Below are 25,780 nucleotides of genomic sequence, written 5' to 3'. Positions count from 1 at the left end.
TCCCTTTCGAAGTGAGTGTTCGATGAGCCGTTTTCTCGGTCAGATCCGCCAGCTCGGCTATGTTGTCGACGATATCGAGCAGGCGATGGACTACTGGAGCCGCGTGCTGGGCGTCGGTCCGTTCTTCTACAATGAACGCGTTCCGATAGAGAACTACCGCTATCGCGGCGAGGCCTACGACGTGCACAATTCCGTCGCGCTGGCGAATTCCGGCTTTATGCAGGTGGAGCTGATCCAGACCCGCAACGATGCGCCGTCCATGTACCGCGACTTCAAGCAGGCGAGCGGCACCGGCCTGCAGCACGTCGCCTACTGGACCGAGAGCTTTGACGAAGACGTCGTCCGCCTCACCGGCCAGGGTTTCGAAATCGCGATGAGCGGCGAGGTCGGCCGCAACGGCCGCTTCGTCTATTTCGACACGGAATATCATCCGGGCACCGTGATCGAGCTTTCCGAAGTGGCGGGCCCCAAGGGCGAGATGTTCCGCCTGATCCGCGAAGCCTCCGAGACCTGGGACGGCAACGATCCCGTGCGCCCCTTCCCCGATCTCGGCAGGCTCTGATCATGCGCGACGATCGCTTCGAGGCGACGTATCTCATCGAGACGCCTCTGGATCCCGCCAAGATCGCGGAGATCATGGCGGGCGAGCAATCCTGCGGCACCTTCACTCGTGTCCATGGCGAAACCGACGAGCTGAGGCAGCGGGCCCGTGCCACCGTCGAGGCGGTCGAGACCGATCCGACGCCGGTGGATGTGCCGAGCCTGCCCAATGCGTGGCTCGACCGCAAGCAGGTGACCGGCCCGTGGCGGCGCGCGCACATCCGCATCAGCTTTCCCGTCGCGAATGTCGGCACCAACCTGCCGAGCCTCGCGGCAACGGTCGGCGGCAACCTCTTCGATCTCGGCGAGGTCACCGGCCTGCGGTTGGAAACGCTGACCCTGCCGTCCGCCTATCGCGATACGTTCGACATGCCTGCTCAGGGCCTTGCCGGAACGCGGGCGCTGACCGGCGTCACCCAGGGGCCGCTGATCGGCTCTATCATCAAGCCGAATGTCGGCCTCTCGCCGGAGCAGACGGCCGATATCGTGGAAGAGCTGTGCGGGGCCGGGCTCGACTTCATCAAGGACGACGAAATCTGCGCCGACCCGCTCCATGCGCCGCTGGCCCAGCGTATCCCGGCGGTGATGGAGCGCGTGCGCCGGCACCGCGACCGCACGGGCAAGGCGGTGATGGTCGCCTTCAACATCACCGACGAGACCGACGCCATGCGTCGGCATGCCGACCTGATCGCGCGGGAAGAAGGCACCTGCGCGATGGTGAGCCTGAACTGGTGCGGCTTCTCGGCGGTGCAGACGCTGCGCCGGCACACCGACCTCGTCCTGCACGGTCACCGCAACGGCTACGGCGCCTTTTCGCGCCACCCGCTGCTGGGTATCTCATTCGGGGCTTATCAGGCGATGTGGCGTCTCGCCGGTGTCGACCACATGCATGTTCACGGACTGCAGGGAAAATTCGCGCAGACCGACGAAGAGGTCGTTTCCTCCGCCCACGATTGCCTGACCCGGATGTCTGAGACGGCGGACGACCGCGTGATGCCCGCCTTCTCCTCCGGGCAATGGGCCGGCACCGCGCCCGTCACCTTCAAGGAAATCGGCAACACCGACCTCCTCTTCATGTCGGGCGGCGGGATCATGGCGCATCCGGACGGCCCGGCGGCGGGCGTCCGCAGCTTGCGGCAGGCGTGGGAAGCCGTGGTGGCGGGCGAGACGCTGGCCGATTACGCATCGACACGGCCGGAATTGGCCCACGCGCTCCAGCGCTTCGGTGCCTGACGCGGATGGAACGGACGGTTGATGAGCCTGCCCGGCCGGTGCCGCGCATCGGCTGGTACGGCGACGATTTCACGGGCGCGACGGATACGCTGGCGACGCTCGCCGGCAGCGGTCTTCGCACGGTGCTGTTCCTCGGCGTGCCCGACCGGCGGGTGCTGGAACTCGCCGGTCCGCTGGATGCGGCGGGCATCGCCGGCGCGTCACGCACCATGTCTCCCCCACGGATGGCGGAAGAACTCGAACCCGTCGGCCAGTTCTTCGAGGAACTCGGCGTTTCGGTGCTGCACTACAAATGCTGCTCGACCTTCGACAGCGCACCGGATGTCGGCAGCATCGGCGCGGCGGTCGCGACGCTTCGGGGGCACGTCGCCAATTCCTTCGTGCCGATCGTCGGCGGGCAACCGAATATCGGCCGCTACTGCGTCTTCAGCAATCTTTTCGCGCGGGCGGGCTCTGCCGGGGCCGTCCATCGCATCGACCGCCATCCGACGATGAGCGTGCATCCGGTGACGCCGATGCGGGAGGCCGATCTCCGGCTCCATCTGGAGGCGCAGGGCCTCGCGCCCGTCGTCGGCCTGCACGCACCGGCCTACCGGACGGATCAGCCGGAAGCTTCGCTGCAGGCGCTGCTCGGAGCGCAACCGGGCGCCGTCCTGATGGATCTCGCGGAGGCGCAGGATCTCGCGGCCATCGGTCGGCTGATCTGGAACGAGGCCAAGCGGGAGCCGCTTCTCGCGGTCGGCCCCAGCAGTGTCGCCCAGGCGCTTGCCGCCCATTGGGAGGCGCTCGGCACGAGCCCGGGCCTTGCCTCATCGCGAGAGCTAGGACCCGCGAGCGGTCCGGTCCTGCTTCTCGCCGGCAGCCTATCCCCGGTGACGCGTCGCCAGGTGGAGGCCGCCCGTTCCTACGAGCATGTCGCGCTGGACGCGGGGAGGCTTGCCGTTGAAGACGCATATGCGACGAAGGTGGTCGACGACCTTTCCCGCCACCTTCGCGATGGCCGGCATGTGCTTGCCTACACCGCATCGGAAGGCCCGCCATCGGATACGGGCCGCGCCGGGGCGATCGCCGCTGCGACCGCGAGGCTTGTCACAGAGGTGCTGAGGATCACGCCACTCCGGCGGATCGGGATCGCCGGCGGGGATACGTCGAGCCTCGCCGTCAAGGCGCTGCCTATCTGGGGCTTGTCCACCCTGACGGTGCTTTCGCCGGGGGTCACGGTCTGCCGGGCCCACAGCGAAAACGATCTGGACGGGATGGAGCTGATGCTCAAGGGCGGCCAGATGGGTTCGGACGATCTCTTCGAACGACTCCTGTCCGGCGCTCCCTCCGCGTAAAGCCTCGCGCTCCTCAGGCGGCGAAGACGGATTCGAAATCGCGGAAGCCCTTGACCTCGATCGGATTGCCCGAGGGGTCGAAGAAGAACATCGTGCGCTGCTCGCCGGGCTGGCCCTCGAAACGCACCACGGGCGGGATGTCGAACGCGATGCCGTCCCGCTCCAGCCGTTGTGCCAGCGCGAACCAGTCGTCGAGCCCCAGCACCACGCCCAGATGCGGCATCATCACCATGTGATCGCCCACCTTGCCGGTGCGGGTCACCTCGAACGGCTTGCCGAGATGCAGCGAGATCTGGTGGCCGAAGAAGTCGAAATCGACCCAGGTCTCGGTCGAGCGCCCTTCCTTGCAGCCGAGCGTGCCGCCGTAGAAGCGCCGCGCCGCATCGAGGTCCGTCACGTGGTAGGCGAGATGAAAGAGCGACTTCAAAGCGGTTCTCCCTAGGAGTGAGGTGTCAGGCCCGATCGTCGCCGGTGCCGAGAAAAAGGCCGTAGGCCGGATTGTCCGTCTCGTCAGTGAAGGGATAGCCGAGGCTGGTCAGCCGCTCCAGAAAGGCGGCGCGCTCCGCTTGCGGCACCTGCAGGCCCGCCAGCACGCGCCCATTGTCGGAGCCGTGGTTGCGATAATGGAAGAGCGAGATGTTCCATCGCGGGCTGAGGCTGTCGAGGAACTTCAGGAGCGCGCCCGGCCGCTCCGGGAACTCGAAACGGAAGATGATCTCGTCGGCAAGCTCCGGCACGCGCCCGCCCACCATGTAGCGGACATGCAGCTTGGCGAGCTCGTTGTCGGTCATGTCGACCACCGCATAACCCTTGCCGCGCAGAGTGGCGACGAGATCCTGCCGCTCGCGGTCGCCGCCCCTGAGCTTCACGCCGGCGAAAACATGGGCCTTTCCCGTTTCCGCCCAGCGATAGTTGAACTCGGTGATCGCCCGCTCGCCGATGGCGCCGATGAAGGCGCGGTAGCTGCCGACCTCCTCGGGAATCGTGACGGCCAGCAGCGCTTCCGTCCGCTCGCCGACATCGGCGCGCTCGGCCACGTAGCGCAGGCGGTCGAAGTTGACGTTGGCGCCCGTGTTCACCGCGATCAGCGTCGCGCCTGACAGGCCCTCACGCTCGACATATTTCTTCATGCCGGCGAGGCCGACCGCGCCGGACGGCTCGGCCACGGCGCGGGTATCGTCGAAGATGTCCTTCACCGCCGCGCAGATCTCGTCCGTGGTGACCGTGACGATCTCGTCCAGGAATTGACGGCAGAGGCGGAAGGTCTCCGATCCCGCCAGCCGCACCGCGACGCCGTCGGCAAAGAGGCCGACCTGGTTCAGCGCGACCGGACGGCCCGCCTCCAGCGCCGCCTTCATGCTGGCCGCGTCCTCCGGCTCCACGCCGATCACCTTCACCTCCGGCCGGATGAACTTGATATAGGCCGCGACGCCGGCCGCGAGCCCGCCGCCGCCAACCGGCAGGAACACCGCCTCGATCGGCCCGGAATGCTGGCGCAGGATTTCCATGCCGATGGTGCCCTGCCCGGCGATGACGTGGAGATCGTCGAAGGGGTGCACGTAGACATAGCCGTGCGCCTCCCGCAGCTCGCCCGCATGAAGGCTCGCCTCGTCGAAGGTGTCGCCATGGAGCACCACGGCCGCGCCACGCGAGCGCACGGCGTTCACCTTGATGTCCGGCGTGGTGCGCGGCATCACGATGGTGGCGCGGACGCCGAGCCGCTGGGCCGCCAACGCCAGCCCCTGCGCGTGGTTGCCGGCGGAAGCGCAGATCACCCCGCGCGCCAGTTCGTCGACGGAAAGCTTGGAGATTTTGTTGTAGGCGCCGCGCAGCTTGAAGGAAAAAACGGGCTGCAGGTCTTCCCGCTTCAGGAGCACCTTGTTGCCGAGCCGGCTCGAGATCCGCGGCATGGAATCGAGCGGGCTCTCGATGGCGACATCATAGACGCGGGCGGACAGGATGTTCTTGATCAGGTCGAGCACGGACCGGGCTCCGGTTTCTCGGGCCCATGCGACAGCGGCCCTGACGGAGGTGGGTAGGCAGTTTCACCCCCGCGCGCAACAAGGCTTGCTCGCCGACAGGAAAGGGGCGCCCGAAGGGGCGGCCGATCGGTCGCCCCTTCCTTCATCTTTCTGAGTTCAGCCCGGAAGCCGATCCCGCGCGATCCCGAGGCACTCTTCCAGTGCGCCGAGATCGTCCAGGATACGGGCGGGCTCGACCCTTCGCCGGACGATCACGCCGCCGTTGCGGTCGATGCCGCCATCGACCATCAGATTGTCGACCATGCCGTGATCCTCGACCATGAGGCCGTCCGTGCCGCGAAGCACGCCCTCCGCGTCCGCCTCGACCTTCCCGGCATAGAAATCCCCGGTCAGGCGCTCGACGTATCCCCGGGGGTCGTTGGTGTAGCCGAAGGCCGGCTTGCCCATCGCGCACATGAAGCCGAGTTCGTAGGCGGTGCCGATATCGGCGCTGATGCCGCGAAACGGCGTGAGATTGGCGATGATGAGATCGCTGTCCCGCATCACCGCCTCGTTCGCCGCGCTGATATAGAGGCCGAAGGCGAAAGGCTCGGCAGGCGGCGGCTCGCCCTCGCCCAGCCAGACATTCGGCTCGAAGCCATAGCGGCGGGTCAGCGCCTGCTTGGCCTCGATCACCTCGCGCCCGTTGGGCAGGAAGACCTCCGGCCCGGCGAGATAGACCTTCATGGGTGCCGGCATCTCAGGAAAGCTCGCCGGCTTCGATCGCCGCCATCAGGCGGTCGCGGTAGCTGGTGTCGCGATCCTCGATCATGTTTTCCACGCGCGAGGCTTCGGTCATGAAGTGCTCGTAGCCGCGTCCCATCTCCCAGCCGCGACGGGTATGCATGTCGATGGCGAAATCGGGAATGGGCGGGGCCTTGTCGCGCGTCTGGATCTCCAGCTTCGCCCAGTTCACCATGTCGTCGGAGGTGCGGTCCTTGGGACTGGTCGCGAGGACGCGGATCGCATGGGCGGCGAACAGGAAGCGGTCGCCCAGCGGACGCGGATAACGCTCGTGGTTGCGATACAGCGTATCGATCAGAACCGGCGCCATGATGTTGCCGGCGCCGACATCCTCGACGGAGATCACCGTCAGGCGCGACCACAGCATCTCTTCCATCTGCGGGCTGGTCAGAAACATCTCATAGGCGATCAGCAGCGCGTTTTCCGTGAGGCCGCGCCGGATGCATTTCTGCAGGGCCGAGATCACCTCGTCGGCCGGCACGTCGTGCTCGGTCCGGACGTTCTGCCAGGGGTCCTTGGGCAGGGTGACTTTGGTCATTTCTTCTCCTTCGAGTTGAGTCGCGAAGGTGTCCGGCCTCAGCCGGCGAACTTCGGTTCTTCCACGCCCCGGACGCCGAGGTCATGAATGGCAAAAAGGCTGCCGCGCTGCGGATTGCGGTCGGTGACCGCCGGATCCAGCGGCGACGCCATGGATGTGACGAAAAGAACGTCGAGCGCCGGGCCGCCGAATGTCACGCTGGTGACGGCAAGCGACGGCAGTTCGATCGTGCGGATGAGCTCCCCTTCGGGAGAATAACGGCGGATCGTGCCCCCATCGGGCTGGGCGCTCCAGAGGCAGCCTTCGGCGTCGACCGTCGCCCCGTCCACCGTGGCACGCTCCTCCGCCCGGCAGAACAGCCGCCGACCCGAGAGACGGCCTTCCGCGGCGGCGAAGTCATAGGCATGGATCTCGCGCGTGCCACTGTCGCCGAAATAGAAGGTGCCGCCGTCCGGGCTCCAGCAGGGTCCGTTGGAGCAGGCGATCCCCCGATCCACCACCCGCAGCGTCAGATCGGGATCGAGCCGGTAGAGCGCGCCCGTGGGCTCCGGCCCGGCCGTGTTCATCGAGCCGAACCAGAAGCGGCCGGCGCGGTCGACCTTGCCGTCGTTCAGCGTGTTGTCCGGCAGATCGGGCTCGGGATCGACCAGCCATTCGAGATCGCCGGTGGCGAAGTCGAGAAAATGCACGCCGCTGCGCAACGCCAGCACCGCGCCTCCCCGCCGCCGCAGGACCATGGAGCCGCAGCTCGCCGGCGTCGTCCAGGCCCGCACCTCGCGCCCATCGGCGGTGGCGCGGAAGACGCGACGGCCGAGGCTGTCGACCCAATAGATGCGCTCGGCATCCGCGTCCCAGACGGGAGATTCGCCGAGCGTCGTCTTGACGTCGACCACGACCTCGATGCGCATCCGGCTACTTCAGCTCGATCTCGACAAAGGCGAAGTCGCTGTCCTCCGACGGATTGACGACATTGTGCTCCACGCCGAGGAGCCGGCTGTAGGACGCTCCCGCCCGCAATTCGGCCGTGTGCGACGAGCCGTCGGGCTCTTCCAGCATGAGGTTGCCCGTCGTCAGCGGCACCACGACGTAATCGTGCCCATGGCGGTGCCAGCCCGTTTCCGCGCCGGGGGAGAAGCGCCAGAGCATGACGCGGACGCGCTCGTTGTCGATCTGCAGCGTCGGTTCGGCCTTGGGGCGTCCAGGTCGGGGCCGCTTGTCGGTCATGGTCAGTTCCACTTTCTGAGGACGGCGCGCTCGGCCCAAAGCGCGAAGGTGAAGCAGAGCACCGAGATCACGGTGGCGACCACGCTGGTGCCGAGCGCACGCTCCGTCTGGAATCCGGAAGCGGCGGAGCGGAAGAGATAGCCGAGGCCGCTGGTGCCCATCAGGAATTCCGCCAGCATGGCCGACAGGACCGCCGGCGGCGCGGCGAGACGGAAGGCGATCATCCAACTCGGCACGGCGGAAGGCAGGACAAGCCGGGTGAACCGCGTCCAGCGGCTGGCGCCCAGCACCCGGAAAAGATCGGAGCTGCCGGGCGGCAGCGTCTTCAGCCCCGCGGAGGTGAAGACGAAGGCCGGGAAGAAGGAGATGATGACGACGATGGCGAGCACCGTCTTCAGGTCGTAGCCCATGATGCGCGCGATCACCGGGATCAGCGCCACGACCGGCACGGAAGAAAAGACCAGCCCCAGCGGGGTAAGGATACCGCTGAGCAGCGTGGAAGACCACGCGAGAACGGCGATGACCGTGCCGAGCAGCATGCCGAGGATCAGCCCGAGCGCCGCCAGAAGCAGTGTCTGCCCGGCATTGCGGAGGTAGATGCCGGGCTCCGCCACGAGGTCGCGGAAGACGTCGACCGGCTGCGGCAGCACGATCTGGTTGACGCCCGAGATCGACACCCAGGCTTGCCAGATCACCAGCACGGCGATGACGCCCCAATAGCGCGAGAGCGCGGTCTTCAGCATCCGCAGCGGACGGTTCGGGGTTGCAGGTTCCGGCCTCATCGATAGCGCCTGTAGACGAGATGTTCGACCACGCTCATCGCGGCGAACACCAAGAGCGACGCGGTCGAGGCGATCAGCACCGCGCTCCAGAGCAGCGGGATCTGGAAGTTCTGCATGGCGCTCACCATCAGCAAGCCCAGACCGCGCGAGGAACCGAACCATTCGCCGAGGATCGCCCCGATAAACGCGGCGGGCACGGCATATTTGAGCCCGCTGACGATGGCCGGGAGGGCTGCCGGCAAGTCCAGCCGCATCAGCCGCTTGACGGGCGAGGCGCCGAAAACCTGGAAGAGGTCGCGATGGGCCGCGGTGCTGGCGACGAGGCCGGACGTGGTCGCGACATAGATCACGAAGAACACGTTCAGCGCCGCGATGGCCATGCCCGTCATCTCGCGGCTGAGCATGACGATGAACAGCGGCGCCAGCGCAATGGCGGGGATGGCGTGGACCACGCTCGCCAGCCGGTCGAGACCGGGCCTGAGCGGGTGAACCAGATGGGCGATGCCGGCCAGCACGATCCCGATCGCCGCGCCCGTGACGTAGCCGAGCGCGATCATGGAAAAGCTCGCGGACATAGCCCGCCCGAAGAGCGCGCGGCGCGACGGGTTGAACAAAAAGGTGAGCACGTCGGTCAGCGGCGGCCATGTCAGGCCGGCCCAGCGGTTGACGCCGATCAGCTGCCAGAGCCCGAGGAACAGGAGCACGCCGAACGCGCCCAGCACGATCCCCCGCCAGCGTTCCTGCGAAAGCGCGATCACGCCGCTTCCTCCGGTTCCAGCGCAAGCGTCAGTTCGTCCACGAGGTCGTGGAACTCGGCGCTGCGCATGATCGCCGGCTGGCGCGGCCGCTCGAACGGCACCTCGATCGTCTTGATCACGCGACCGGGCCGGCCGCTCATGACGACCACGCGGTCGGCGAGGAAAAGCGCCTCCTCCACCGAATGCGTGACGAGCAGCGTGGTGATGCGCTCGTCCGTCCAGATCCGCTGCAACTCCACGTTCATCTGCCGCCGCGTCACGGCATCCAGCGCGCCGAAGGGTTCGTCGAGCAGCAGCACGTCGGGATGCAGCACCAGCGAGCGGGCGATGGAGGCGCGCTGGCGCATGCCGCCGGAAAGCTGCCGGGGCCGCGCCTGCTCGAATCCGGCAAGGCCGACGAGGCGGATCAGCTCCTCCACCCGCTTGCGATCGACGCTCCGCCCGGCCAACTGGAACGGCAACGCCACATTGGCGGAGATGGTGAGCCAAGGCAGCAGCGCATGATCCTGGAAGGCGACGCCGAGCCGATGCGCCCTCGACAGGTCTTCCGGCTCGCGTCCCTCGACCACCACCCGGCCCCGGCTCGGCGCTTCCAGGGCCGCGACCAGCCTGAGGATCGTGCTCTTGCCGCAACCGGAGGGGCCGAGCAGCGCCACGAACTCGCCCTTTCCGATCTTCAGCGACACCTCGTCGATTGCGACCAGCTCCCGGCCGTTCTCCATCCGGAAGGACTTGCCGATATGGTCGAGATCGATCGCGGTCTCCGTGGCCGGTCGGACCGGCGAGAGATGGGCGACGGGCGAGCTTGCGTCCGTCATCGTCAGCCCACGAGCCTTTCGAAACGTTCGGAGATGACCGGCAGGCGCTCCTTGAGCTTCGCCCGGATCGCCTCCACGTCCACCGTCAGCATCTCGCGGTTCTTCATCACGACCTCGCCGTCCACCACGACGGTGCTCACGTCACGACCCACCACGCAGGCGGCCGCCACGAAGAGCGGATCGTAGACCGGCACATGGTCCATGCTGTCGGCGTCGCAAAGCAGGATATCGGCCTTCTTGCCGACTTCCAGGCTGCCGATCTCATTCTGGATGCCGAGCGCGCGGGCGCCCCCGTTGGTGGCGACGCGGAGCAGTTCCTCCGCCGAGATCGGATCGCGCTGATGGAAGAGCGCGCTGTTCATCGCCTGCTGCCCGACGCGCGCCGTGTGGGCGACCTGGAAGATGTCCAGCGTGCCGCCCGCTCCCGGCCCATCGGTGCCGAGGCCGATATCGATGCCGCGCCGCCACATCTCCACGAGCCGCGGATTGCCGATGGAATAATTGCCGAAGGCGCAATGACAGGCGGAGGGACGATGCTTGACGTAAAGGTCGACCTCGTTGGGCGAGAGCATCACGGAATGCGCGCAGTGCAGGTGATGGGAGAGCACGCCCATCTCGTCCAGCCACTCCGCCGGCCGCTTGCCGAACTTCTCCAGCGCATAGTCGATCTCGTAGGACCCTTCGCAGAGATGCGTGTGGATCTTCACATCGAGTTCGCGCGCGGCGGCTCCGATATCCCGGATCAGGCCGGGCGAGCAGACGATGATCTGGCGCAGCGCCAGCCACGCCTTGACGCGGTCGCCATCCTTCCAGCGGTTGACCAGCGCCACGTTGCGCTCCAGCGCCTCGTCGCGCGTCATCAGCATGTTGGCGGGAACGTCGGCGCCGATCTGCTCGCTCTGGTCGACGGTGGACAGCGCGACGAAGCCGCGAATGCCGACATCGACGGCCGCGCGGCCCATCTCGTCGGGATGCGGGCCGCCGGATTCCGCAAAGCAGGTCGTGCCGACCTGGATCATGTTGGTGTAGGCGACGAGGCCGGACAGGTAGACGTCTTCCGGCTCCAGGCAGCTTTCGAACGGGATGAGGTAGTTCTTCCACACCGGCAGCTTCAGCGGCCGCCGGCGGGCGATCTCGTGCAGCTTGCCGCGCAGAAGCTGCTGGCCCGTGTGGAAATGCGCGTCGATCATGCCGGGCAGCGCGATCTTGCCGGAACCGTCGACCACGCTCCTGGCGACGAAACGGCCGGCGTCCGACGCCTTGCCGATCCAGACGATCCGCTTGCCCCGGATTGCGATGGCGCCGTCGCTCTGGACCGTGTTGGAGCCGTCCAGGGCGACCACGTCGCACCCCTTGATCAGGAGGTCGACGCTCTCAGCTGCGTTTTCTGCTTCAGACATCAATCCGGCAACCCTTCAAGTCGGCGTTCAAAGAGAGGCGTGCGCTTCTTCGGCGATGGAGAAGTCGAAGATCTTGTCCACGTCGGGCAGGTTCGTGCGCCCGCTCGCCTTCGCCGCCGCGTACATGGGGCCCGTCACCTCGTCCTTGTTCATGGTGAGGATCTTGAAGCTCGGGTCGTTGTTGGGGCGGATGATCGGGATCTGCAGCTCGTTCAGCCGCGTCTGCTGCTCCAGGTCGAGGCCGTAATCGGCTCCGTATTTGTCCACCGCGAGCTTGGCCGCGTAGGCTGGATCCTTCTCGTTGTCGCGGTAGGCCTTGATGTTGGCCTTGACGTAATCGACCAGCGTCTGCCGGTTCTTGGCAAGGTAGTCGCGCGTGCAGAAAGCAAGTTCCGCATAGCTCTTGAAGCCGAGCTCGTCGAAGGAGCGGAAGAAGAAGTCCTTGTCGCGGACGAGGCCCATCTTCTCCAGCGTGATCGTCTGGTTCGTGGCGAAGGCCGTGTAGCCGTCGCCATCGCCAGCCACCAGCGGCTCCGGCGAAAAGCCGGTCGGCACCATGGTCCAGTCCTTCGGCAGGCCGGCCAGGGCCAGCGTCGCGTCGATGGATGTCTTCTCGTTCGGCCCCTGCGCCAGGATGCGGGCGCCAACGAGGTCCTTGGCCGTCAGGATCGGCTTCCTGGCAAGCGAGATGATGCCGAGGGGCGAGGACTGGAAGCCCGCGGCGAAGAGCACGTAGTCGTTGCCCTTGGCGACCGCATCCAGGAAGGGCAGCCACGACGTGTAGCCGATATCGGCCTCGCCACCGGCGACCACGACGAGCGGGTCCGGCGCGTTGGGACCGCCGGGCGTGACGCTGACATCCAGCCCGGCGTCCTTGAAGTAGTTCTTCTCCAGCCCCACCCAGAGGCCCGCATATTCGGCATTGGCGATCCAGCCGATCTGCACGCGCACCTTCTTCAGCGCCGCCGCGAGGACGGACTTGCCGAGAAACGGCGCGGCGGCAGCGCCGGCGGCGATGGATTGCAAAAGGCTGCGGCGGGTCAATGTCATAACAGGTTCCCCTCGAAGACCTTGTGGCCTGTCTTCGCTGTGTTGCAGAGCGGTCCCGGTCAAAGCGTCTTCAACGCCTCTTCGAGCGGGCCGAGATCGACGATTTTCGAAAGTTCTGGCACGGAACGGCCGGCCGCATGGGCGGCCCGGGTCATCGCGCCGGTGACGATCGCGGGATCGAACCAGAGGAGGCCCCTGCTCTTCTCGTCGCCCTCCAGAAGCGGAACCTCGAGTTCCGCCTGTCGGATCTGCTGGTCGATATCCAGGCCGAGATCGGCGCCGTATTTGTCGACGACGAGCCTGGCGGCCGCGCCCGGATCCTTGATGTGATCGGTCCAGCCGCGCACGAGGGCGCGGAGATAGCCGGTCACCGCATCCCGCTTCCCGGCGATCAGCGAGCGCGGCACCACCAGGAGCCCCTGCAGCACGCGATAGCCGAGATCGTCCAGCAGCGTGACGAAGAAGTCGCGCCCCTCCACCAGTCCCATGCGCTCCAGCGTGATCGGCTGGTTGGTCGCGAAGCAGAGATAGGCGTCGCCGTCGCCGGCAATCAGCGGCTCGGGCGAAAAGCCGGTGGGCTTGATCTCGTAATCCAGCGGCAGTCCGGCGCCGCCAAGGATCGCGTCGATGATCTGCTTGTCCGTCGGGTTCTGCGCCAGGATGGTTGCGCCGGCGAGGTCCTTCGGCTCCTGCACGGGATGGCGCGCCATCGAGCACACCGCCGCCGGACTCTTTGCCCAGGTCGCGCCGATGATGACGAAGTCGTTGCCCTTGGCGACGGAATCGAGGATCGGCAGCCAGTTCGCGCCGGCGACGTCAGCCGCGCCGGTGGCGAGCGAAACCAGCGTGTCCGGCGCGTTCGGGCCGCCCGGAATGAACTTCGCCTCGATATTCTCGCGCGCGAAGTAGCCCTTCTCGATCGCGAGCCACAGGCCGGCATATTCCACGTTCGGCACCCAGCCGAGCGCGGTGGTCACCACGGTCTTCGCCTGAGCGAAACCTCTCGTCGCGCCGGCGCCCACTGCAAGCGCGGCGGCTCCCCCCAACATGACAGAACGGCGCGTAGCCGTGAAATTCCCGGAACAGGTCATCACCACCCCTCAATGGCTGCAGACCCTTCCTCCCCCGTGTTTCTTTTGTTACACAAGTGCTAGCATATGTAAGCGGATTTACAAGAGAGCCTGACAGCGTATGCCAGATCCAAGGCCGGTCGGTATCACGCGCCTGCCCGCCGGAGCGGTGGTCGCCGAACGGATCGCGGCCGCCTATCCCTCGCTCTCCGACGCGCTCAAGGCATTCGCAGATTTCGTCCTCGCCGAGCCGATGCAGGTCGCCCGGCTCAGCATCAACGAGACGGTCGCCAATTCCGGCGTCTCCGTGGCGACGGCGAACCGCTTCGCCCGGACGATCGGCTTTGCCGGCTACGCCCAGTTCCGCGCCGAACTGATCCGTGGCTTCGAGCCGGTCTTCGCCCCGGTGGAGCGGCTGAAGCAGAAGCTGTCGGAGGCCTCGTCCGTCCGCGACATCCTGGTGGCTTCGCTGCAGGAGGACATCCGCAATCTCCAGGCCACCATCCACAATCTGGATGCGGAGCGCTGCGAGCAGGCGGTGGAGATGATCGTCGCCGCCCGCCGCATCTTCGTCATCGGCTTCGATACGGCCGGAAATCTCGCCGGGTTGCTGGCGAACGGGCTGGAACTTGCCGGCTGCGACGTTCGCGTCGTCGAGAATGCCGGCGGCTCGGCCGGAGCGTCGCGGCGGCTTTTCCGCTTCGACGCATCCGATCTCGCCATCGCGATCGCGTTTCCGCGCTACCTTCGGGACACGGTCGAGCTGACGCAATATATCCGCTCGCGCGGGATCCGGGTGTTGTCGATCACCGACAACCAGAACTCGCCCATCGCGGGGCTGAGCGACCTCACCCTCTACGTGCATACGAGCCGGCAGTTCAGCTCCACCTCAGATACGGCGACGCTGGCCCTGCTGGAAGCGCTGACGGCGGGGGTCGCGAGCCGTTCGCCCGGCTCGGCCGAACTGGCCGAGGAGTTTTCCGCCTTCGCCTATCCATGGCTGACCCCGCCACGCCACGGCTCGAACCGCTAGGCGGGCGCCTTCTTCAGGCCGGCACGGGCTTCGCGACAACGTGCGACGCGGCCTGCCCCGCGCTTGCCCTTGGCGCGAGATGGATGCCCGCCAGCATGCAGCGCACCGATCCGCCCGCGAGTTCGATCGTCGGCACATCCAAAGGCAGCAACGGTGTCACGGCCTCGATTTCCCCTCGCTCGGCCGCGCTCAGCGAGCGGCAAGCGCGGGACGAGATCGCGAGAAAGCGACCTCTGGCGCCGCGCAGTTCCAGCGCGTTGCCAGCGAACTCCGCGATCTGGCGATGGGAAAGCGCGACGACGCGGCGCCCGGTTTCCTCCAGCCGTTCCCTCACCTCGTTCCGCCGGGCCGGGTTCACGATCGCATCGAGCCCGACCAGCGCCAGATCGGTGCCGACGCACATGATGACGTTGGTGTGGTAGATCTGGCGACCATCCGCATCAGCCGCGTCGAACAGCATCGGCTCGAAGTTGAAGTGCGTGCAGAAGCGCTCCAGCGCGACCTCGTTGGTGCGATTGGAGCGCGCGGCATAGGCGACGCGACCGATATGGTCGAGCACCATGGCGCCGGTGCCTTCCAGGAACACGTTGTCGGGTTCCAGCCCGGAATAGTCGATCACGTCCTGCACGCGGTAGCGCGCCTTCAGCATCTCGATGATGTCGGCCCGTCGCTCCCCTCGCCGGTTTCTGTTGAACATCGGATAGACCGCGACGTGCCCCCCGGCATGGGTTGAGAACCAGTTGTTGGGGAACACGGAATCCGGCGTGGAGGTGCCCTCGTCCTCGAAGAGATGGACGGCCACCCCGGCGTCCCGCAGCCGCTCCGCCATCACCGTCACCTCCCGGTACGCCGCCTCGGAGATCTCGCGCGAGGTCCTGAGGCCGTCGGACGTCTGGAAGACGTTGTCGGCGGCGGTCTCCGGATTGGGGGTGAAATGGTGGGGGCGGATCATCACGACGCCCGCAGGCGCCTGGGGGGCGAAGCCACGCATTCGGGAACTCTCTGTAAGGAGACTGGGTGAGCCGGTCAGGCCTTCTGGCGGGCGATGATGCCCATCGCGGTGGTGATCAGGCGGGCGAAGTTCAGCGCGCCGATGCCGTCCACGTCGCGCTCGGGCATGAACTCGACGAAGTCCATCGCCGCGATCCGGCCACGCGCGGCGGCGCCCCGGATGAGGTCCACCGCCTGGTAATAAGTGAGCCCGCCCGGCCCGCGCGCGATGACGCCCGGCACCATCGTGGAGTCCAGCGCATCGGCGTCGATGCAGATGACGATCTCGCTGCCGTCCGGGATCAGTTCCAGCACCGGATCCACGCCCTTCTTGTGAAGGTCGTAGGCGGTGACGAAGGAAACGCCCCATTCCACCGCGTCGAGATAGTCCTGCGTCGCGGCCGAGCCGATGCCGCGCGCGCCGACCTGGATGATGCGCTCCACATGCGGCATCTCCGACGCGCGCCGCATGGTGGAGGAAAGACCCATCCGCTCGTTCATATGCGTCTCGCGCCAGTCGATATGGGCATCGATCTGCAGGATCGTGTAGGTGCGCCCGGTCTCGCCCAGCGCCTCGATCATCGGGATCGGGATGGAATCGTCGCCACCCATGACGATCGGCACGGCGTTCCGGCGGACGATCCGCGAAACGGCATTGCGGATGATGGCGCGGTTGCCCGCCCCATCTGCCTCGTCGAACGGCAGATTGCCGCAATCCACGGCGCGCAGGCGCGGCTCGGGAAAGACCGGGCCGCCGCTGTCGAAATCATGGCGCTCCACGTTGGCGGTCAACGACTGCGTGGCTTGCCGCAAGGCGTCAGGCGCGTTGCGGCAATAGGCGCCGACGGCCTTGTAGGGCGTGGCGCAGGGCGCGCCGATCAGCGCGATCGGAGCCTCCAGCGCGTCGAGATCGATGCAGGCATCGAGACCGAGAAAGGTGGAGTTCTGGTTGGCCGCACCGAAAAGGGCGCCGAGATCGGGCTTCGTGTTCATGGCTTCCGAATTTTTCCTGGAGGGGTTCGCGTCTCTTGGGATCGCAAACGGTCAGAGACGCGCCTGCAGGTAGCCGGCCCAGCGGGCCTGGGCGAACTGGAACAGCATCACGAGAACAAAAGTCATGACGAGGTAGATGGCGGCCGCCGTCACATAGGGCTCGAACATGATGTAGAAATTCAGGGTGATGTTGCGGGCGACGCCGGTCACTTCCAGCAGCGTCACCGTGCTGGCGAGCGAAGTCGCGTGCAGCATCATGACGGTTTCGTTGCCGTAAAGCGTCAGCGAGCGCGTGAGCATCGCGGGCAGCAGGATCTTCCGCGCTCGCGTGAAGGGCGAAAGCCCGTAGGCGCGCGCGGCTTCGATCTCGCCCGGCGGCAAGTGACGCAAGGAGCCGGCGAAGATCTCCGTCGTATAGGCCGAGGTATTCAGCACGAAGGTGATCAGCGTGCAGACCAGCGGGCTGGAAAGCCAGGGCCAGAGAACGCTGTGCCGGACCAGGCCGAACTGCGCGAGGCCGTAATAGATCAGGAAGAGCTGGACGAGGAGCGGCGTGCCGCGAAATACGAGAGTGTAGGCGGCGATGGCATTTCTGAGCACCGGATGGTGCGAGTTCCGCCCGAGCGCCAGCGCCATGGAGAGGAAGAAGGCGATCACCAGCGAAACCACGGTGAGGAGCAGCGTCAGCCGTGCTCCCTGCGCAAAGAAGCCGAGATTGTCGGCGATGACGTCCCAGCTCATCGCGCCAGCTCCTTGACGCCCGCCTCATAGCGCCGCGCCACGCGCGACAGGACGAAGAGGGAAACCGCCGTGATGGCGAGATAGAAGCCGCCGGCGAGGATGTAGAAGGAGAAGGGCTTTCCCGTCGCTTCCGCCGCGCCCCGCGCCCGGAACATGACGTCCTGCACGCCGAGCAGCGACACGAGCGCGGTCGCCTTGGTCATGACGAGCCAGTTGTTGGTAAAGCCCGGCAGGGCCAGCCGCATCATCTGCGGCAGGAGAATGCGCCAGAAGATCCGCGGCCGGGCGAGCCCATAGGCCTGCGCGGCCTCCAGCTGCCCCTTCGGGATGTTCATCAGCGCGCCGCGAAAAGTTTCCGTCATGTAGGCGCCGAAGATCAGCGCCAGCGTCGCCGCGCCCGCGCCGAAGGGGCTGAACTCGATTGTCATGTCCCAACCCATGCCCTGCACCCACTGGTTCAGGAGCGCGGGCACGGAATAGAAGACGAGAAGCATCATCACAAGGTCCGGGATGCCGCGGATGAACGAGGTATAAACGGTGGCGGTCATCCGCAGCGGCCGAGACGACGAGAGCTTGGCGAAAGCACCCGCCATGCCGATCAGGACGGCTAGCAGGAGCGAGACGAAGGCCAGCGACAGGGTGACACCCCCTGCCGCCAGGATCGATCCGACATAGCCGCCCGGCATGGATTACTGCTCGCCGAGATATTTGGCGTTCAGCGCGTCGAGCTGGCCGTCCGCCTTGATCTTGGCGAGGCCGGCATTGATCTTGGCGAGGAGATCGGTGGAGCGCTTGTTGACCGCGATGGCGACGCCTTCGCCGAATTCCGGCGCGTCCTTGCCGGTAAGGCGCGGGCCGACCAGCTCGAAGTCCTTGCCGTCTTCCTTGTTCAGGAAGCTGTGCGTGATCTGCGCCTCGTAGCTCATGTGCAGGTCCGCACGGCCGGCGGAAAGCTCCAGATAGGGCGCGCTGCCGCCGTCATAGCGCTTGATCGTCGCCTTGGGGTACGTCTTGGTGACGTAGGCGTCCATGGGCGTGCCGGTCTGCACGGCGATCACCTTGCCGGCGAGACCGTCCGGGGAGATGTCGAGCTTGGCGTCCTTCTTCGCGACGAAACGGAACACGGGTGTCTCGTAGATGTCGCTGAACGCCATGACCTTGCGGCGGGCAGGCGTCACGGTGAGCTGCGAGATCAGCGCGTCATACTTGCCGGAGGTGAGGCCCGGGATCATGCCCTCCCAGGCGGCGGCGATGACGTTGCAGTTCAGCTCGGCCGCCTTGCAGACCGCATTCATCAGCTCGACGTCGTAGCCGACGAGCTTGCCGCTGGAATCCACGGATTCGAAGGGCGGGAAAGTCGCATCGGTCGCGATCTTGACCTGGCCGGCCGCCTGCGCCGCGGAGAAGGAGCCCACGGCCAGCAGGCTGCCGAGAAGAATCGTATGAAGTCGTGCCATTGAGATCTCGCTGAAAGGTTGAAGACAGGCATTCATTCGGCTTGCCCGGAAAGGGCCGAATTCGGGGATCCGCCGGGGCCGTCGACCCAGGGCGACTTTATCGGGGCGACAGGGATCAGGACTGGAGACGCCCCGACAGGAACTGCTGGAGCCGCGCGCTTCGCGGATTGTCGAAGAGCTCGGCGGGCGCGCCCTCCTCCTCGACCCGGCCGGCATGGAGAAGCATCACCTTGGAGGAGAGATGACGGGCGAAAGCCATTTCGTGCGTCACCACCACCATGGTGCGCCCCTCCTCCGCCAGCGCCTGCATCACGCGGAGCACCTCGCCGACGAGTTCGGGATCGAGCGCCGAGGTCGGCTCGTCGAAGAGCATCACGTCCGGCTCCATGGAAAGCGCGCGGGCGATCGCCACCCGCTGCTGCTGGCCGCCGGAAAGCTGGGACGGATAGCGATCGCAGACATCGAGGTTCAGCCCGACCTTCCCCAGGTTCGCCTTCGCCCGCTCCACCGCCTCCTTGCGCGGGACGCGCAGCACGCTGACCGGCGCCTCCACGACATTGTCGAGCACGCTCATGTGCGACCAGAGGCAGAAATTCTGGAACACCATGGAAAGCCGCGCCCGCATCCGCTGCAGCTGGGCGGCGTTCTTCGCCCGCAGCGTGCCGTCGCGCCGGTCCGCCGTCAGCTCCAGCGCCTCGCCGTTCACCGCGATGGAACCGGAATTCGGCCGTTCCAGCATGTTGATGCAGCGCAGGAACGTGCTCTTGCCCGACCCTGACGACCCGATGATGCTGATGACGTCGCCGGCAGCGGCGTCGAGGGAGATGCCCTTCAGAACCTCGACGGAGCCGAAGCGCTTATGGATGTCGCTGACATGGAGTTTCTGCATGGGAAGCTCGGATCGTCGGGGGATTGCGGGCTGAGGATCAGGCGGGAGGCGGCACGATCATCCACAGCGTGTCGCAGGTTTTCGTTCTGGACGGGTTGCGCCACGTATGCGGGATGGAAGGGTCGAAGCTCAGCGTGTCACCGGCGGAAAGGCGGAATTCCTCGCCGCCAATGGTGATCTCCAGCTCGCCACGGACCACATGGACGAGATCCAGCGCCGCCTTCAGCGCATAGGGCTCAACGCCGGACCCGCCGCCCGGCGCGATGGTGGAGCGCAGCGCCATCATGTGCTCGTTGCCGACGCCGCCGATGATGCGCTCTTCCATGCCGACGCCGCCGAGATTGATCGGGGCACCCTCGCCGGCGCGGACCAGCTTGCTGGGCGGCGGATCGAAGATCGCGCCGGGCTTCACGTCGAGCACCTCGCAATAGCGCAGCAGCGTGGCGATGGAGGCCTGCACCAGATCGCGCTCGAAGCGGCTGAGGAACGACTTGCTGACGCCGGTTCGGTTGGCGGCGACATCGATCGACATGCCCTTCTGCGTCCGGAACGCACGGAGCCGGGCGCCGACATTGAAACCGTTCGGCGAAGAGGTTTCCTCCTGGATAACCTCCTCTTCCGCATCGATCATGTCTGGTTCAGGCTTTGCCATGACGTCACTCAGTTGACTGTCAGGCAACCTGCATGAGCCGTAAATTCAGTGCAAACATCTTTTAGCGAAGGATTGCAGAAACTTCCGGGTTGCTCATTCAGCAACCAAAATGCCTACTCGACGGGCAGAAGCTTGCGCAGGAAATTCTCATCCGCGCTTTCTGGCGCGCGGAAAGAAGGACCGATTACGATTCCGGGTAACTGGGAAGCAACCTGGCCCGGAGCGGCAGGCGCCGCAGAAGGTTATCCGGCGCGGTCGCTCCGAACCGTCGTCGTGGTCGTCGTGGTGGTGGTGAAGGTCGCGGCCGGTGCGGCGGGAACCCGGTTCCACCAGCCGCCGCCGAGCGCCTGGAAGAGCGCGGCCGTGTCGGCGAAGCGCGTCGCCTGCGCGCCGACCAGCGTGATGTGCGACTGCTGGTAGGTGCGCTGCGCATCGAGCAGCGAGGAATAGTCGATGGCACCGGCACGAAACTGTTCTCGCGCCAGTGCGAAGCTCCGCGTCGCCGCCTGCTCGGCCGCCAGATCCGCCTTCAGCGTCTGCGCGTCGAACTGCAGCGCGTGGAGCGCATCGGCCACGTCCTGGAAGGCGGAAAGAACCACCGAGCGATATTGCGCGAGCGACTGGTCGTAGGCCGCCTCCGCCGCCCGCTTGTTGTGGACGCGCGTGCCGGCATCGAAGATCGTCTGGCTGACGCCGGCCGCCGCGCTTGCCGCGATGCTGGCCGGGTTGAAGAGCTTGCCGATGTCCAGCACGGACGATCCGACATTTCCCGTCAGCGTGAACTGCGGGAAGAGGTTGGCGGTCTGCACGCCGATATTGGCGGAGGCCTGGTGCAGCTGCGCCTCGGAGGCCAGCACGTCCGGCCGCTGCCGGATCAGGTTGGACGGCAGGCTGACCGGCAGGTCCTTCGGCAGTCGCAGCGCGGAAAGCTGGAAGCTCTCGCTGCCGATGTCCGCGGGCATGCGACCGAGATAGACGGCAAGCTGGTTGCGTTGCTGCGCCAGCTGCTTCTGCAGATTGGGCAGGCTCGCCTGCGTCTGGGTCAGCGTCGCCTGCTGGGTCAGCACGTCGGATTCCGCGACGCTGCCGAGGGTCAGCTGCTGGCGCAGGAGATCGAGCTGCTGCTGCTCCAGCTTGATGATGTCCTGCGTCGCCGCGATCTGCGCGCGCAGCGACGCCTCGTTGATCGCCGCCGTCACCACATTGGCGCTCAGCGTCAGGTTCGTCGCCTCGATCTGGAAGCGCTGGTAGTCGGCCTCGGCCGAAGCCGCCTCGACCTGCCGGCGCGTACCGCCGAACACGTCGGGATTGTAGGAGACGTCGAGCGACGTGCCGTAGAGGCTGTAGACGGAGTTCTTTCCCTCGCCCGAGCTGTTGCCGGATCGCGACCGCTGGGCCGAGGCGCTGCCACTGAGCGTGGGGAAGAGCGCGCCCCTGTCCGCCAGCACTGTCTCCTGCGCCTGTCGAAGGGCTGCCTGCGCGGCGGCGACGTCGGGGTTGGCCCTAAGCGCTTCGGCCACGAGGCCGTTCAGTTCCTTGTTGTGGAAGAGCCGCCACCACTCGCCGGGAATGTCGGCGCCGGTGCGAAACGTCTGCGCCTCGCCGCCGGGGATCGCGGCGGAAGCCGTTTGCTTCGGCAAGGCGCCGGGCGTGTAGCGGCTGGTGGCGGGGCCGACCGGCCGCTGGAAATTCGGGCCGACCTGACAGGCAGACAGCGCCAGGATCGAGCAGCCAAGCAGCGCCAGCGAACGCGCCGTCCTGCCGCGCCGCGCCGTCCGCCCCCGGGAATGTTCAAACGTCCGCATCATCAGCAACAGGGTCCCGAAATCATTCGGCGGAAAGCGCCACGGCCGGATCGAGTCTCGCGGCCTTCCTCGCAGGCATGTAGCCGAAGATCAGCCCCGTTGCGAAGGCGCAACCGAACGCGAGCAGGATCGGCCCCGGCGAAAACTGGATCGCCGTGCCGAAGCGTTGCAGCGTGGCGGCGATACCCATGCCGAGCAGCACGCCGATGGCGCCCCCCATCGCGGAGACCACCAGCGCCTCGGTTATGAACTGCCGCAGGATGTCACGCGTTCGCGCGCCCGTCGCCTTGCGCACGCCGATCTCGCGCGTTCGCTCGGTGACGCTGACAAGCATGATGTTCATGACGCCGATGCCGCCGACGAGCAGCGAGATGGCGGCGACGGAGCCGAGAAGGATCGTCAGGGTGTTCTGCGTCGCAGACACGGTTTCCAGGAGCGACGACATGTTGCGGATCATCACGTCGTCGGTGTGATGCCGCTCGTTCAGCAGCGTCTGGATCTCGTCCTGCGTCTGATCGATCTGGCCGACGTCGTTCACCTCGACGGTGATGGAGCGGAGATAGCGCTTGCCGAAGATCCGCAGCGAGCCGGTCGAGAGCGGCAGGAAGACCACGTCGTCCTGGTCCTGGCCGAAGGGCGTCGCGCCCTTGGCGCTCATGACGCCGACCACCTGGAAGGGGATCTTGTTGACGAGGATGTACTTGCCCATCGGATCCGTGCCGTCGGGGAACAGCGTCGTCACGATGGTCTGGCCGAGCACGATGACGGGCGTGTAGTTCCGACCGTCGTCCGCGTTGATGAACGTTCCGCGCTCCACCGGCCATTTTCGCGCGGAGGGGAAGCCCTCAAGCGTGCCGTCGGCGGTCGTCGTGTAGTCGAGATTGCCATAGCGAAGCGTCACGCTGCCCTGCAGCTCCGGGACGGCGGAGGCGACGTTCGGCAACTTGTCGATCGCCTCGGCATCCTCGGGCACCAGTGTCGCGATATCGACGCCACGCGCGTTCGGCCGGCTGGGGCGAACGAGGATCAGGTTGCTGCCCATCGCGCCGATCCGGTCCACGACGGACTGCTTCGCGCCATTGCCGATGGCCAGCATGGCCACCACCGAGCTCACGCCGATGACGATACCGAGGAGCGTCAGGATCGTGCGGAAGAGATTGGCCCGGAGCGCCCGCAGCGCCATCTTGACGGCTTCGGCGACATCCGCCACGGGCGCGCCACGCCCTGCCGCTCCCACTTCCGGCCCGGCCATCACCGGTCGGCCCTCATGAGTGGAGCCGCTATCGGCCACGATCCTGCCGTCGCGGATCTCGATCTGCCGATGCGTCTGCTCGGCCACTTCGCGGGCATGGGTGATGACGACGACCGTGTGCCCCGCCTCGCTCATGCGCTTCAGGAGCGCCATGACCTCCGCGCCGCTCTGGCTGTCCAGCGCGCCTGTCGGTTCGTCGGCGAGGATCACGCGGCCACCATTCATCAGCGCGCGGGCGATGGAGACGCGCTGCTGCTGGCCGCCGGATAGCTGGTTCGGCCGGTGGTCCATCCGGTCTTCCAGCCGCAGCGAGGTGAGGAGTTCCTCCGCCCGCTCGCGCCGCTCCTCGGCCCGCATGCCGGCATAGATCGCGGGCACCTCGACGTTCTCGGCGGCCGAGGCGGTCGGGATGAGATTGTAGCTCTGGAAGATGAAGCCGAAGGCGCGGCGGCGAAGCTCCGCCAGCGAATCGTCGTCCAGCGTGGAAACGTCCACGCCGTCGAAGAGGTAGTGCCCTTCCGTCGGCCGGTCGAGGCAGCCGAGGATGTTCATCAGCGTCGACTTGCCGGAGCCGGACGCGCCCATGATGGAGACAAACTCACCGGGATAGATCTTCAGCCCGATGCCGTGCAGCACCTCCACCGCAAGCTCGCCGTTGCGATAGGTCTTGCGGATATCCGCGAGGTCGATGACCGGCTGCGCCAGTTCCGCATCCATGCCGGGGCTCACAGCATCGGCGGCGGACCGCCCGGCCCGCGCCGCTGGTTGCCCGTTGCCGCGGTGGCCGGCTTGGGCTGGCGGCTGCCGGTGATGACCTGATCGCCGACGGAAAGGCCGCTCAAGGCCTGCGCGTCGACCCGATCCATCGCGCCGATCTCAACATTGCGATCCTCGACGCTGCCGGAGGACGTCAGCACGCGAACGCGGTAGCGCTTCGGCTTGCCGGAATTGTCCTCGGGCTGCGCAGCCGCGCCCTGCGCCGGCGCCGCACCTGCCGGAGCGCTGTCGCCGATAGAACCGGGACCGCCGCTTTGCGCCGGAGCCGCCGGCTGACCTTGCCCGGCCTGGCCCTGGCCCGCTGGGTTCTGGCCTACCTGGTTCTGGCCTGCCTGGTTCTGGCCTGCCGGCGCATTGCCCCCCGCGTCGCGCCGGCGATGCTGGCCGTCGCCATTGCCCCCGCCGTCGTGGCGATGCTCGCCCGTTCCGCGATCCCGACCACCCTCGCCACGGCCGGCAGGCTGCAAGGCGGCGACCGGCACCAGCGGCACGTTCCTGGCGGCTTCCACCACGAAGAACACCTCCGCGCTCATCTGCGTCATCAGTTGGCCGGCCGGGTTCGGCACATCGAAGAGCGCGTAATAGAGGATGACGTTGTTGGTCTCTTCCGGCGTCGGCTGGATCTGGCGGAGCTTGCCGTAATAGCGCTTTTCCGGCCGGCCCAGCGTTGTGAAATAGGCGTCCATGCCGACATGGAGCTTGCTGACGTCGGCCTCCGACACCTGCGCCTGCACCGTCATGGTCGAGAGATCGGACACCCGGACGATAGTGGGCGCGGACTGGTTGGCGTTCAGCGTCTGGCCCTGATTGGCCGACTGGGACACCACCGTGCCGGTGATCGGCGCGTAGATCTTGGTGTAGCCGAGATTGACCTGTACGCCCTTGAGGGTCGCCTGCGCCTTCTCGATCTGCGCCTTGAGTGAATCGACGTTTGCCTGCGCCGATTGCAACGCGGCCTCCGCGGTCTGGAGGTTCTCCTCGCTCGTCGCCTTGATCTTTGCGAGGCCGCGTTGCCGCTCCGCCTGCTGCTGCGTCAGGACAAGCTGCGCTTGTTTGTCGGCAAGCTGCGCCTGGAGATTGGCGATATCCGCCCTGTCGCCCTCGATCTGGTTCAGATAGAGAGCCGGATCGATCTCCGCGATCAGGTCGCCCTGCTTGACGTGGTCGCCGATGGCGACATGCAGCACCTTGAGCTGACCGGAAACCTGCGCGCCCACATCGACGTAGTTCACCGGCTGCAGGCTGCCGAGCGCGCTGACGGAATTCTCCACATCGCCGGTGCGGACCGGCGCGGTGATGAAGCTCTGCTCTTCCGATTGCCTTGGCGCGTAGCGATACCAGGCGGCCACTCCTCCCAGCGCGATCAGCACCAGCAGGAACAGGAACCACTTCCGCCCGGACCTGCGGCGGCGCTTGGGAGCTCCCGCCTGCGGCCGCGCCTTTACCGGGGCCGTTAGCTGGGCCTTTCCCGGGGCCGGCGCGGCGGATGAAGCGGCGCGGTTCGGCTCGGTCGTTGCGCGTGTGTCGGCGGCGGCATCGGCCATCGGGCTGTCGTCTGTCCTGCTTGTCGGCGGATAAAGGGGAATCCGCAATCCGGGCCAGCACTTAGCATGCCG

Annotated in this window: 26 protein-coding genes; 4 read left to right on the top strand and 22 right to left on the bottom strand. The window is 66.6% G+C overall.

Features of this window, described 5'->3' with window-relative positions; translation table 11 throughout:
- Positions 1–22 precede the first annotated feature (22 nt).
- From BMY25_RS02945 to BMY25_RS02935, 3 genes are read left to right on the top strand one after another with little or no spacing between them, the layout of a single operon-like run.
- Positions 23–562: a VOC family protein gene (locus tag BMY25_RS02945; RefSeq protein ID WP_092495052.1), complete on the top strand. Its 540-nt coding sequence runs from the start codon at positions 23–25 to the stop codon at positions 560–562.
- A 2-nt stretch (positions 563–564) separates the two neighbouring features.
- Positions 565–1,833: a ribulose-bisphosphate carboxylase large subunit family protein gene (locus tag BMY25_RS02940; protein ID WP_092495051.1), complete on the top strand. Its 1,269-nt coding sequence runs from the start codon at positions 565–567 to the stop codon at positions 1,831–1,833.
- A 5-nt stretch (positions 1,834–1,838) separates the two neighbouring features.
- Positions 1,839–3,170 carry a four-carbon acid sugar kinase family protein gene (locus tag BMY25_RS02935; RefSeq protein ID WP_092495050.1) on the top strand — a complete coding sequence of 444 codons (1,332 nt, stop codon included), beginning with the start codon at positions 1,839–1,841 and terminating at the stop codon, positions 3,168–3,170.
- Between the two features lie 13 nt (positions 3,171–3,183).
- Here the strand turns inward: BMY25_RS02935 and BMY25_RS02930 are convergent, their stop codons facing one another.
- The 12 genes from BMY25_RS02930 to BMY25_RS02875 form a co-directional block, all read right to left on the bottom strand.
- Positions 3,184–3,597 carry a VOC family protein gene (locus BMY25_RS02930; protein ID WP_092495049.1) on the bottom strand — a complete coding sequence of 138 codons (414 nt, stop codon included), beginning with the start codon at positions 3,595–3,597 and terminating at the stop codon, positions 3,184–3,186.
- Between the two features lie 25 nt (positions 3,598–3,622).
- Entirely contained in the window at positions 3,623–5,152 is a 1,530-nt protein-coding gene (gene ilvA / locus BMY25_RS02925; protein ID WP_092495048.1) for a threonine ammonia-lyase, biosynthetic, read from the bottom strand.
- Between the two features lie 156 nt (positions 5,153–5,308).
- Positions 5,309–5,890 (bottom strand): nucleoside 2-deoxyribosyltransferase, encoded by a 582-nt coding sequence (locus tag BMY25_RS02920; protein ID WP_238858121.1) that lies wholly within the window; start codon positions 5,888–5,890, stop codon positions 5,309–5,311.
- A 1-nt stretch (position 5,891) separates the two neighbouring features.
- The gene (locus BMY25_RS02915; protein ID WP_092495047.1) at positions 5,892–6,473 is read right to left on the bottom strand and encodes an AAA family ATPase; all 582 of its coding nucleotides are present in this window, start codon (positions 6,471–6,473) and stop codon (positions 5,892–5,894) included.
- 38 nt (positions 6,474–6,511) lie between these two features.
- Positions 6,512–7,381 (bottom strand): SMP-30/gluconolactonase/LRE family protein, encoded by an 870-nt coding sequence (locus tag BMY25_RS02910; RefSeq protein ID WP_092495046.1) that lies wholly within the window; start codon positions 7,379–7,381, stop codon positions 6,512–6,514.
- Between the two features lie 4 nt (positions 7,382–7,385).
- Complete coding sequence (locus BMY25_RS02905) at positions 7,386–7,697, bottom strand: cupin domain-containing protein (RefSeq protein WP_092495190.1); 312 nt, start codon at positions 7,695–7,697, stop codon at positions 7,386–7,388.
- Positions 7,698–7,699: 2 nt separating this feature from the next.
- Positions 7,700–8,479: an ABC transporter permease gene (locus tag BMY25_RS02900; RefSeq protein WP_238858120.1), complete on the bottom strand. Its 780-nt coding sequence runs from the start codon at positions 8,477–8,479 to the stop codon at positions 7,700–7,702.
- Complete coding sequence (locus BMY25_RS02895) at positions 8,476–9,237, bottom strand: ABC transporter permease (RefSeq protein ID WP_238858119.1); 762 nt, start codon at positions 9,235–9,237, stop codon at positions 8,476–8,478. Before BMY25_RS02895 ends, BMY25_RS02900 begins: the two co-directional genes overlap by 4 nt.
- Positions 9,234–10,055 carry an ABC transporter ATP-binding protein gene (locus BMY25_RS02890; RefSeq protein WP_092495045.1) on the bottom strand — a complete coding sequence of 274 codons (822 nt, stop codon included), beginning with the start codon at positions 10,053–10,055 and terminating at the stop codon, positions 9,234–9,236. The genes BMY25_RS02895 and BMY25_RS02890 overlap by 4 nt, the downstream gene beginning before the upstream one ends.
- Before the next feature lie 2 nt (positions 10,056–10,057).
- Complete coding sequence (locus tag BMY25_RS02885; protein WP_092495044.1) at positions 10,058–11,455, bottom strand: amidohydrolase family protein; 1,398 nt, start codon at positions 11,453–11,455, stop codon at positions 10,058–10,060.
- A 27-nt stretch (positions 11,456–11,482) separates the two neighbouring features.
- The gene (locus BMY25_RS02880) at positions 11,483–12,505 is read right to left on the bottom strand and encodes an ABC transporter substrate-binding protein (RefSeq protein WP_092495043.1); all 1,023 of its coding nucleotides are present in this window, start codon (positions 12,503–12,505) and stop codon (positions 11,483–11,485) included.
- A 59-nt stretch (positions 12,506–12,564) separates the two neighbouring features.
- On the bottom strand, positions 12,565–13,554 hold the full coding sequence (locus BMY25_RS02875) for an ABC transporter substrate-binding protein (protein ID WP_238858118.1): 990 nt from the start codon (positions 13,552–13,554) through the stop codon (positions 12,565–12,567).
- Positions 13,555–13,696: 142 nt separating this feature from the next.
- Between BMY25_RS02875 and BMY25_RS02870 the strand changes: the two genes are divergently transcribed.
- Entirely contained in the window at positions 13,697–14,608 is a 912-nt protein-coding gene (locus BMY25_RS02870) for a MurR/RpiR family transcriptional regulator (protein ID WP_092495041.1), read from the top strand.
- A 13-nt stretch (positions 14,609–14,621) separates the two neighbouring features.
- Here BMY25_RS02870 and ctlX read toward each other — a convergent pair whose 3' ends face one another.
- The 10 genes from ctlX to BMY25_RS02820 form a co-directional block, all read right to left on the bottom strand.
- A complete protein-coding gene (gene ctlX / locus BMY25_RS02865) occupies positions 14,622–15,599 on the bottom strand; it encodes a citrulline utilization hydrolase CtlX (protein ID WP_092495040.1) in 978 nt (325 codons plus the stop codon).
- Between the two features lie 35 nt (positions 15,600–15,634).
- Positions 15,635–16,591: an arginase family protein gene (locus BMY25_RS02860; protein ID WP_092495039.1), complete on the bottom strand. Its 957-nt coding sequence runs from the start codon at positions 16,589–16,591 to the stop codon at positions 15,635–15,637.
- Positions 16,592–16,642: 51 nt separating this feature from the next.
- Positions 16,643–17,332 carry an ABC transporter permease gene (locus BMY25_RS02855; protein WP_092495038.1) on the bottom strand — a complete coding sequence of 230 codons (690 nt, stop codon included), beginning with the start codon at positions 17,330–17,332 and terminating at the stop codon, positions 16,643–16,645.
- On the bottom strand, positions 17,329–18,018 hold the full coding sequence (locus tag BMY25_RS02850; RefSeq protein WP_092495037.1) for an ABC transporter permease: 690 nt from the start codon (positions 18,016–18,018) through the stop codon (positions 17,329–17,331). Before BMY25_RS02850 ends, BMY25_RS02855 begins: the two co-directional genes overlap by 4 nt.
- A 3-nt stretch (positions 18,019–18,021) precedes the next feature.
- A complete protein-coding gene (locus BMY25_RS02845) occupies positions 18,022–18,789 on the bottom strand; it encodes a transporter substrate-binding domain-containing protein (protein WP_092495036.1) in 768 nt (255 codons plus the stop codon).
- A 115-nt stretch (positions 18,790–18,904) separates the two neighbouring features.
- A complete protein-coding gene (locus BMY25_RS02840) occupies positions 18,905–19,678 on the bottom strand; it encodes an ABC transporter ATP-binding protein (RefSeq protein ID WP_092495035.1) in 774 nt (257 codons plus the stop codon).
- A 37-nt stretch (positions 19,679–19,715) separates the two neighbouring features.
- A complete protein-coding gene (locus tag BMY25_RS02835) occupies positions 19,716–20,330 on the bottom strand; it encodes a helix-turn-helix domain-containing protein (protein WP_238858117.1) in 615 nt (204 codons plus the stop codon).
- 242 nt (positions 20,331–20,572) lie between these two features.
- Positions 20,573–22,138: an efflux transporter outer membrane subunit gene (locus BMY25_RS02830; RefSeq protein ID WP_143061860.1), complete on the bottom strand. Its 1,566-nt coding sequence runs from the start codon at positions 22,136–22,138 to the stop codon at positions 20,573–20,575.
- A 19-nt stretch (positions 22,139–22,157) separates the two neighbouring features.
- On the bottom strand, positions 22,158–24,104 hold the full coding sequence (locus tag BMY25_RS02825; protein ID WP_092495032.1) for a MacB family efflux pump subunit: 1,947 nt from the start codon (positions 24,102–24,104) through the stop codon (positions 22,158–22,160).
- An 8-nt stretch (positions 24,105–24,112) separates the two neighbouring features.
- Complete coding sequence (locus BMY25_RS02820) at positions 24,113–25,708, bottom strand: efflux RND transporter periplasmic adaptor subunit (RefSeq protein ID WP_092495031.1); 1,596 nt, start codon at positions 25,706–25,708, stop codon at positions 24,113–24,115.
- Positions 25,709–25,780 lie beyond the last annotated feature (72 nt).

The organism is Faunimonas pinastri (genome assembly GCF_900110915.1).
Classification (GTDB): domain Bacteria; phylum Pseudomonadota; class Alphaproteobacteria; order Rhizobiales; family Afifellaceae; genus Faunimonas; species Faunimonas pinastri.
This window is presented reverse-complemented; position numbering and strand designations above follow the sequence as displayed.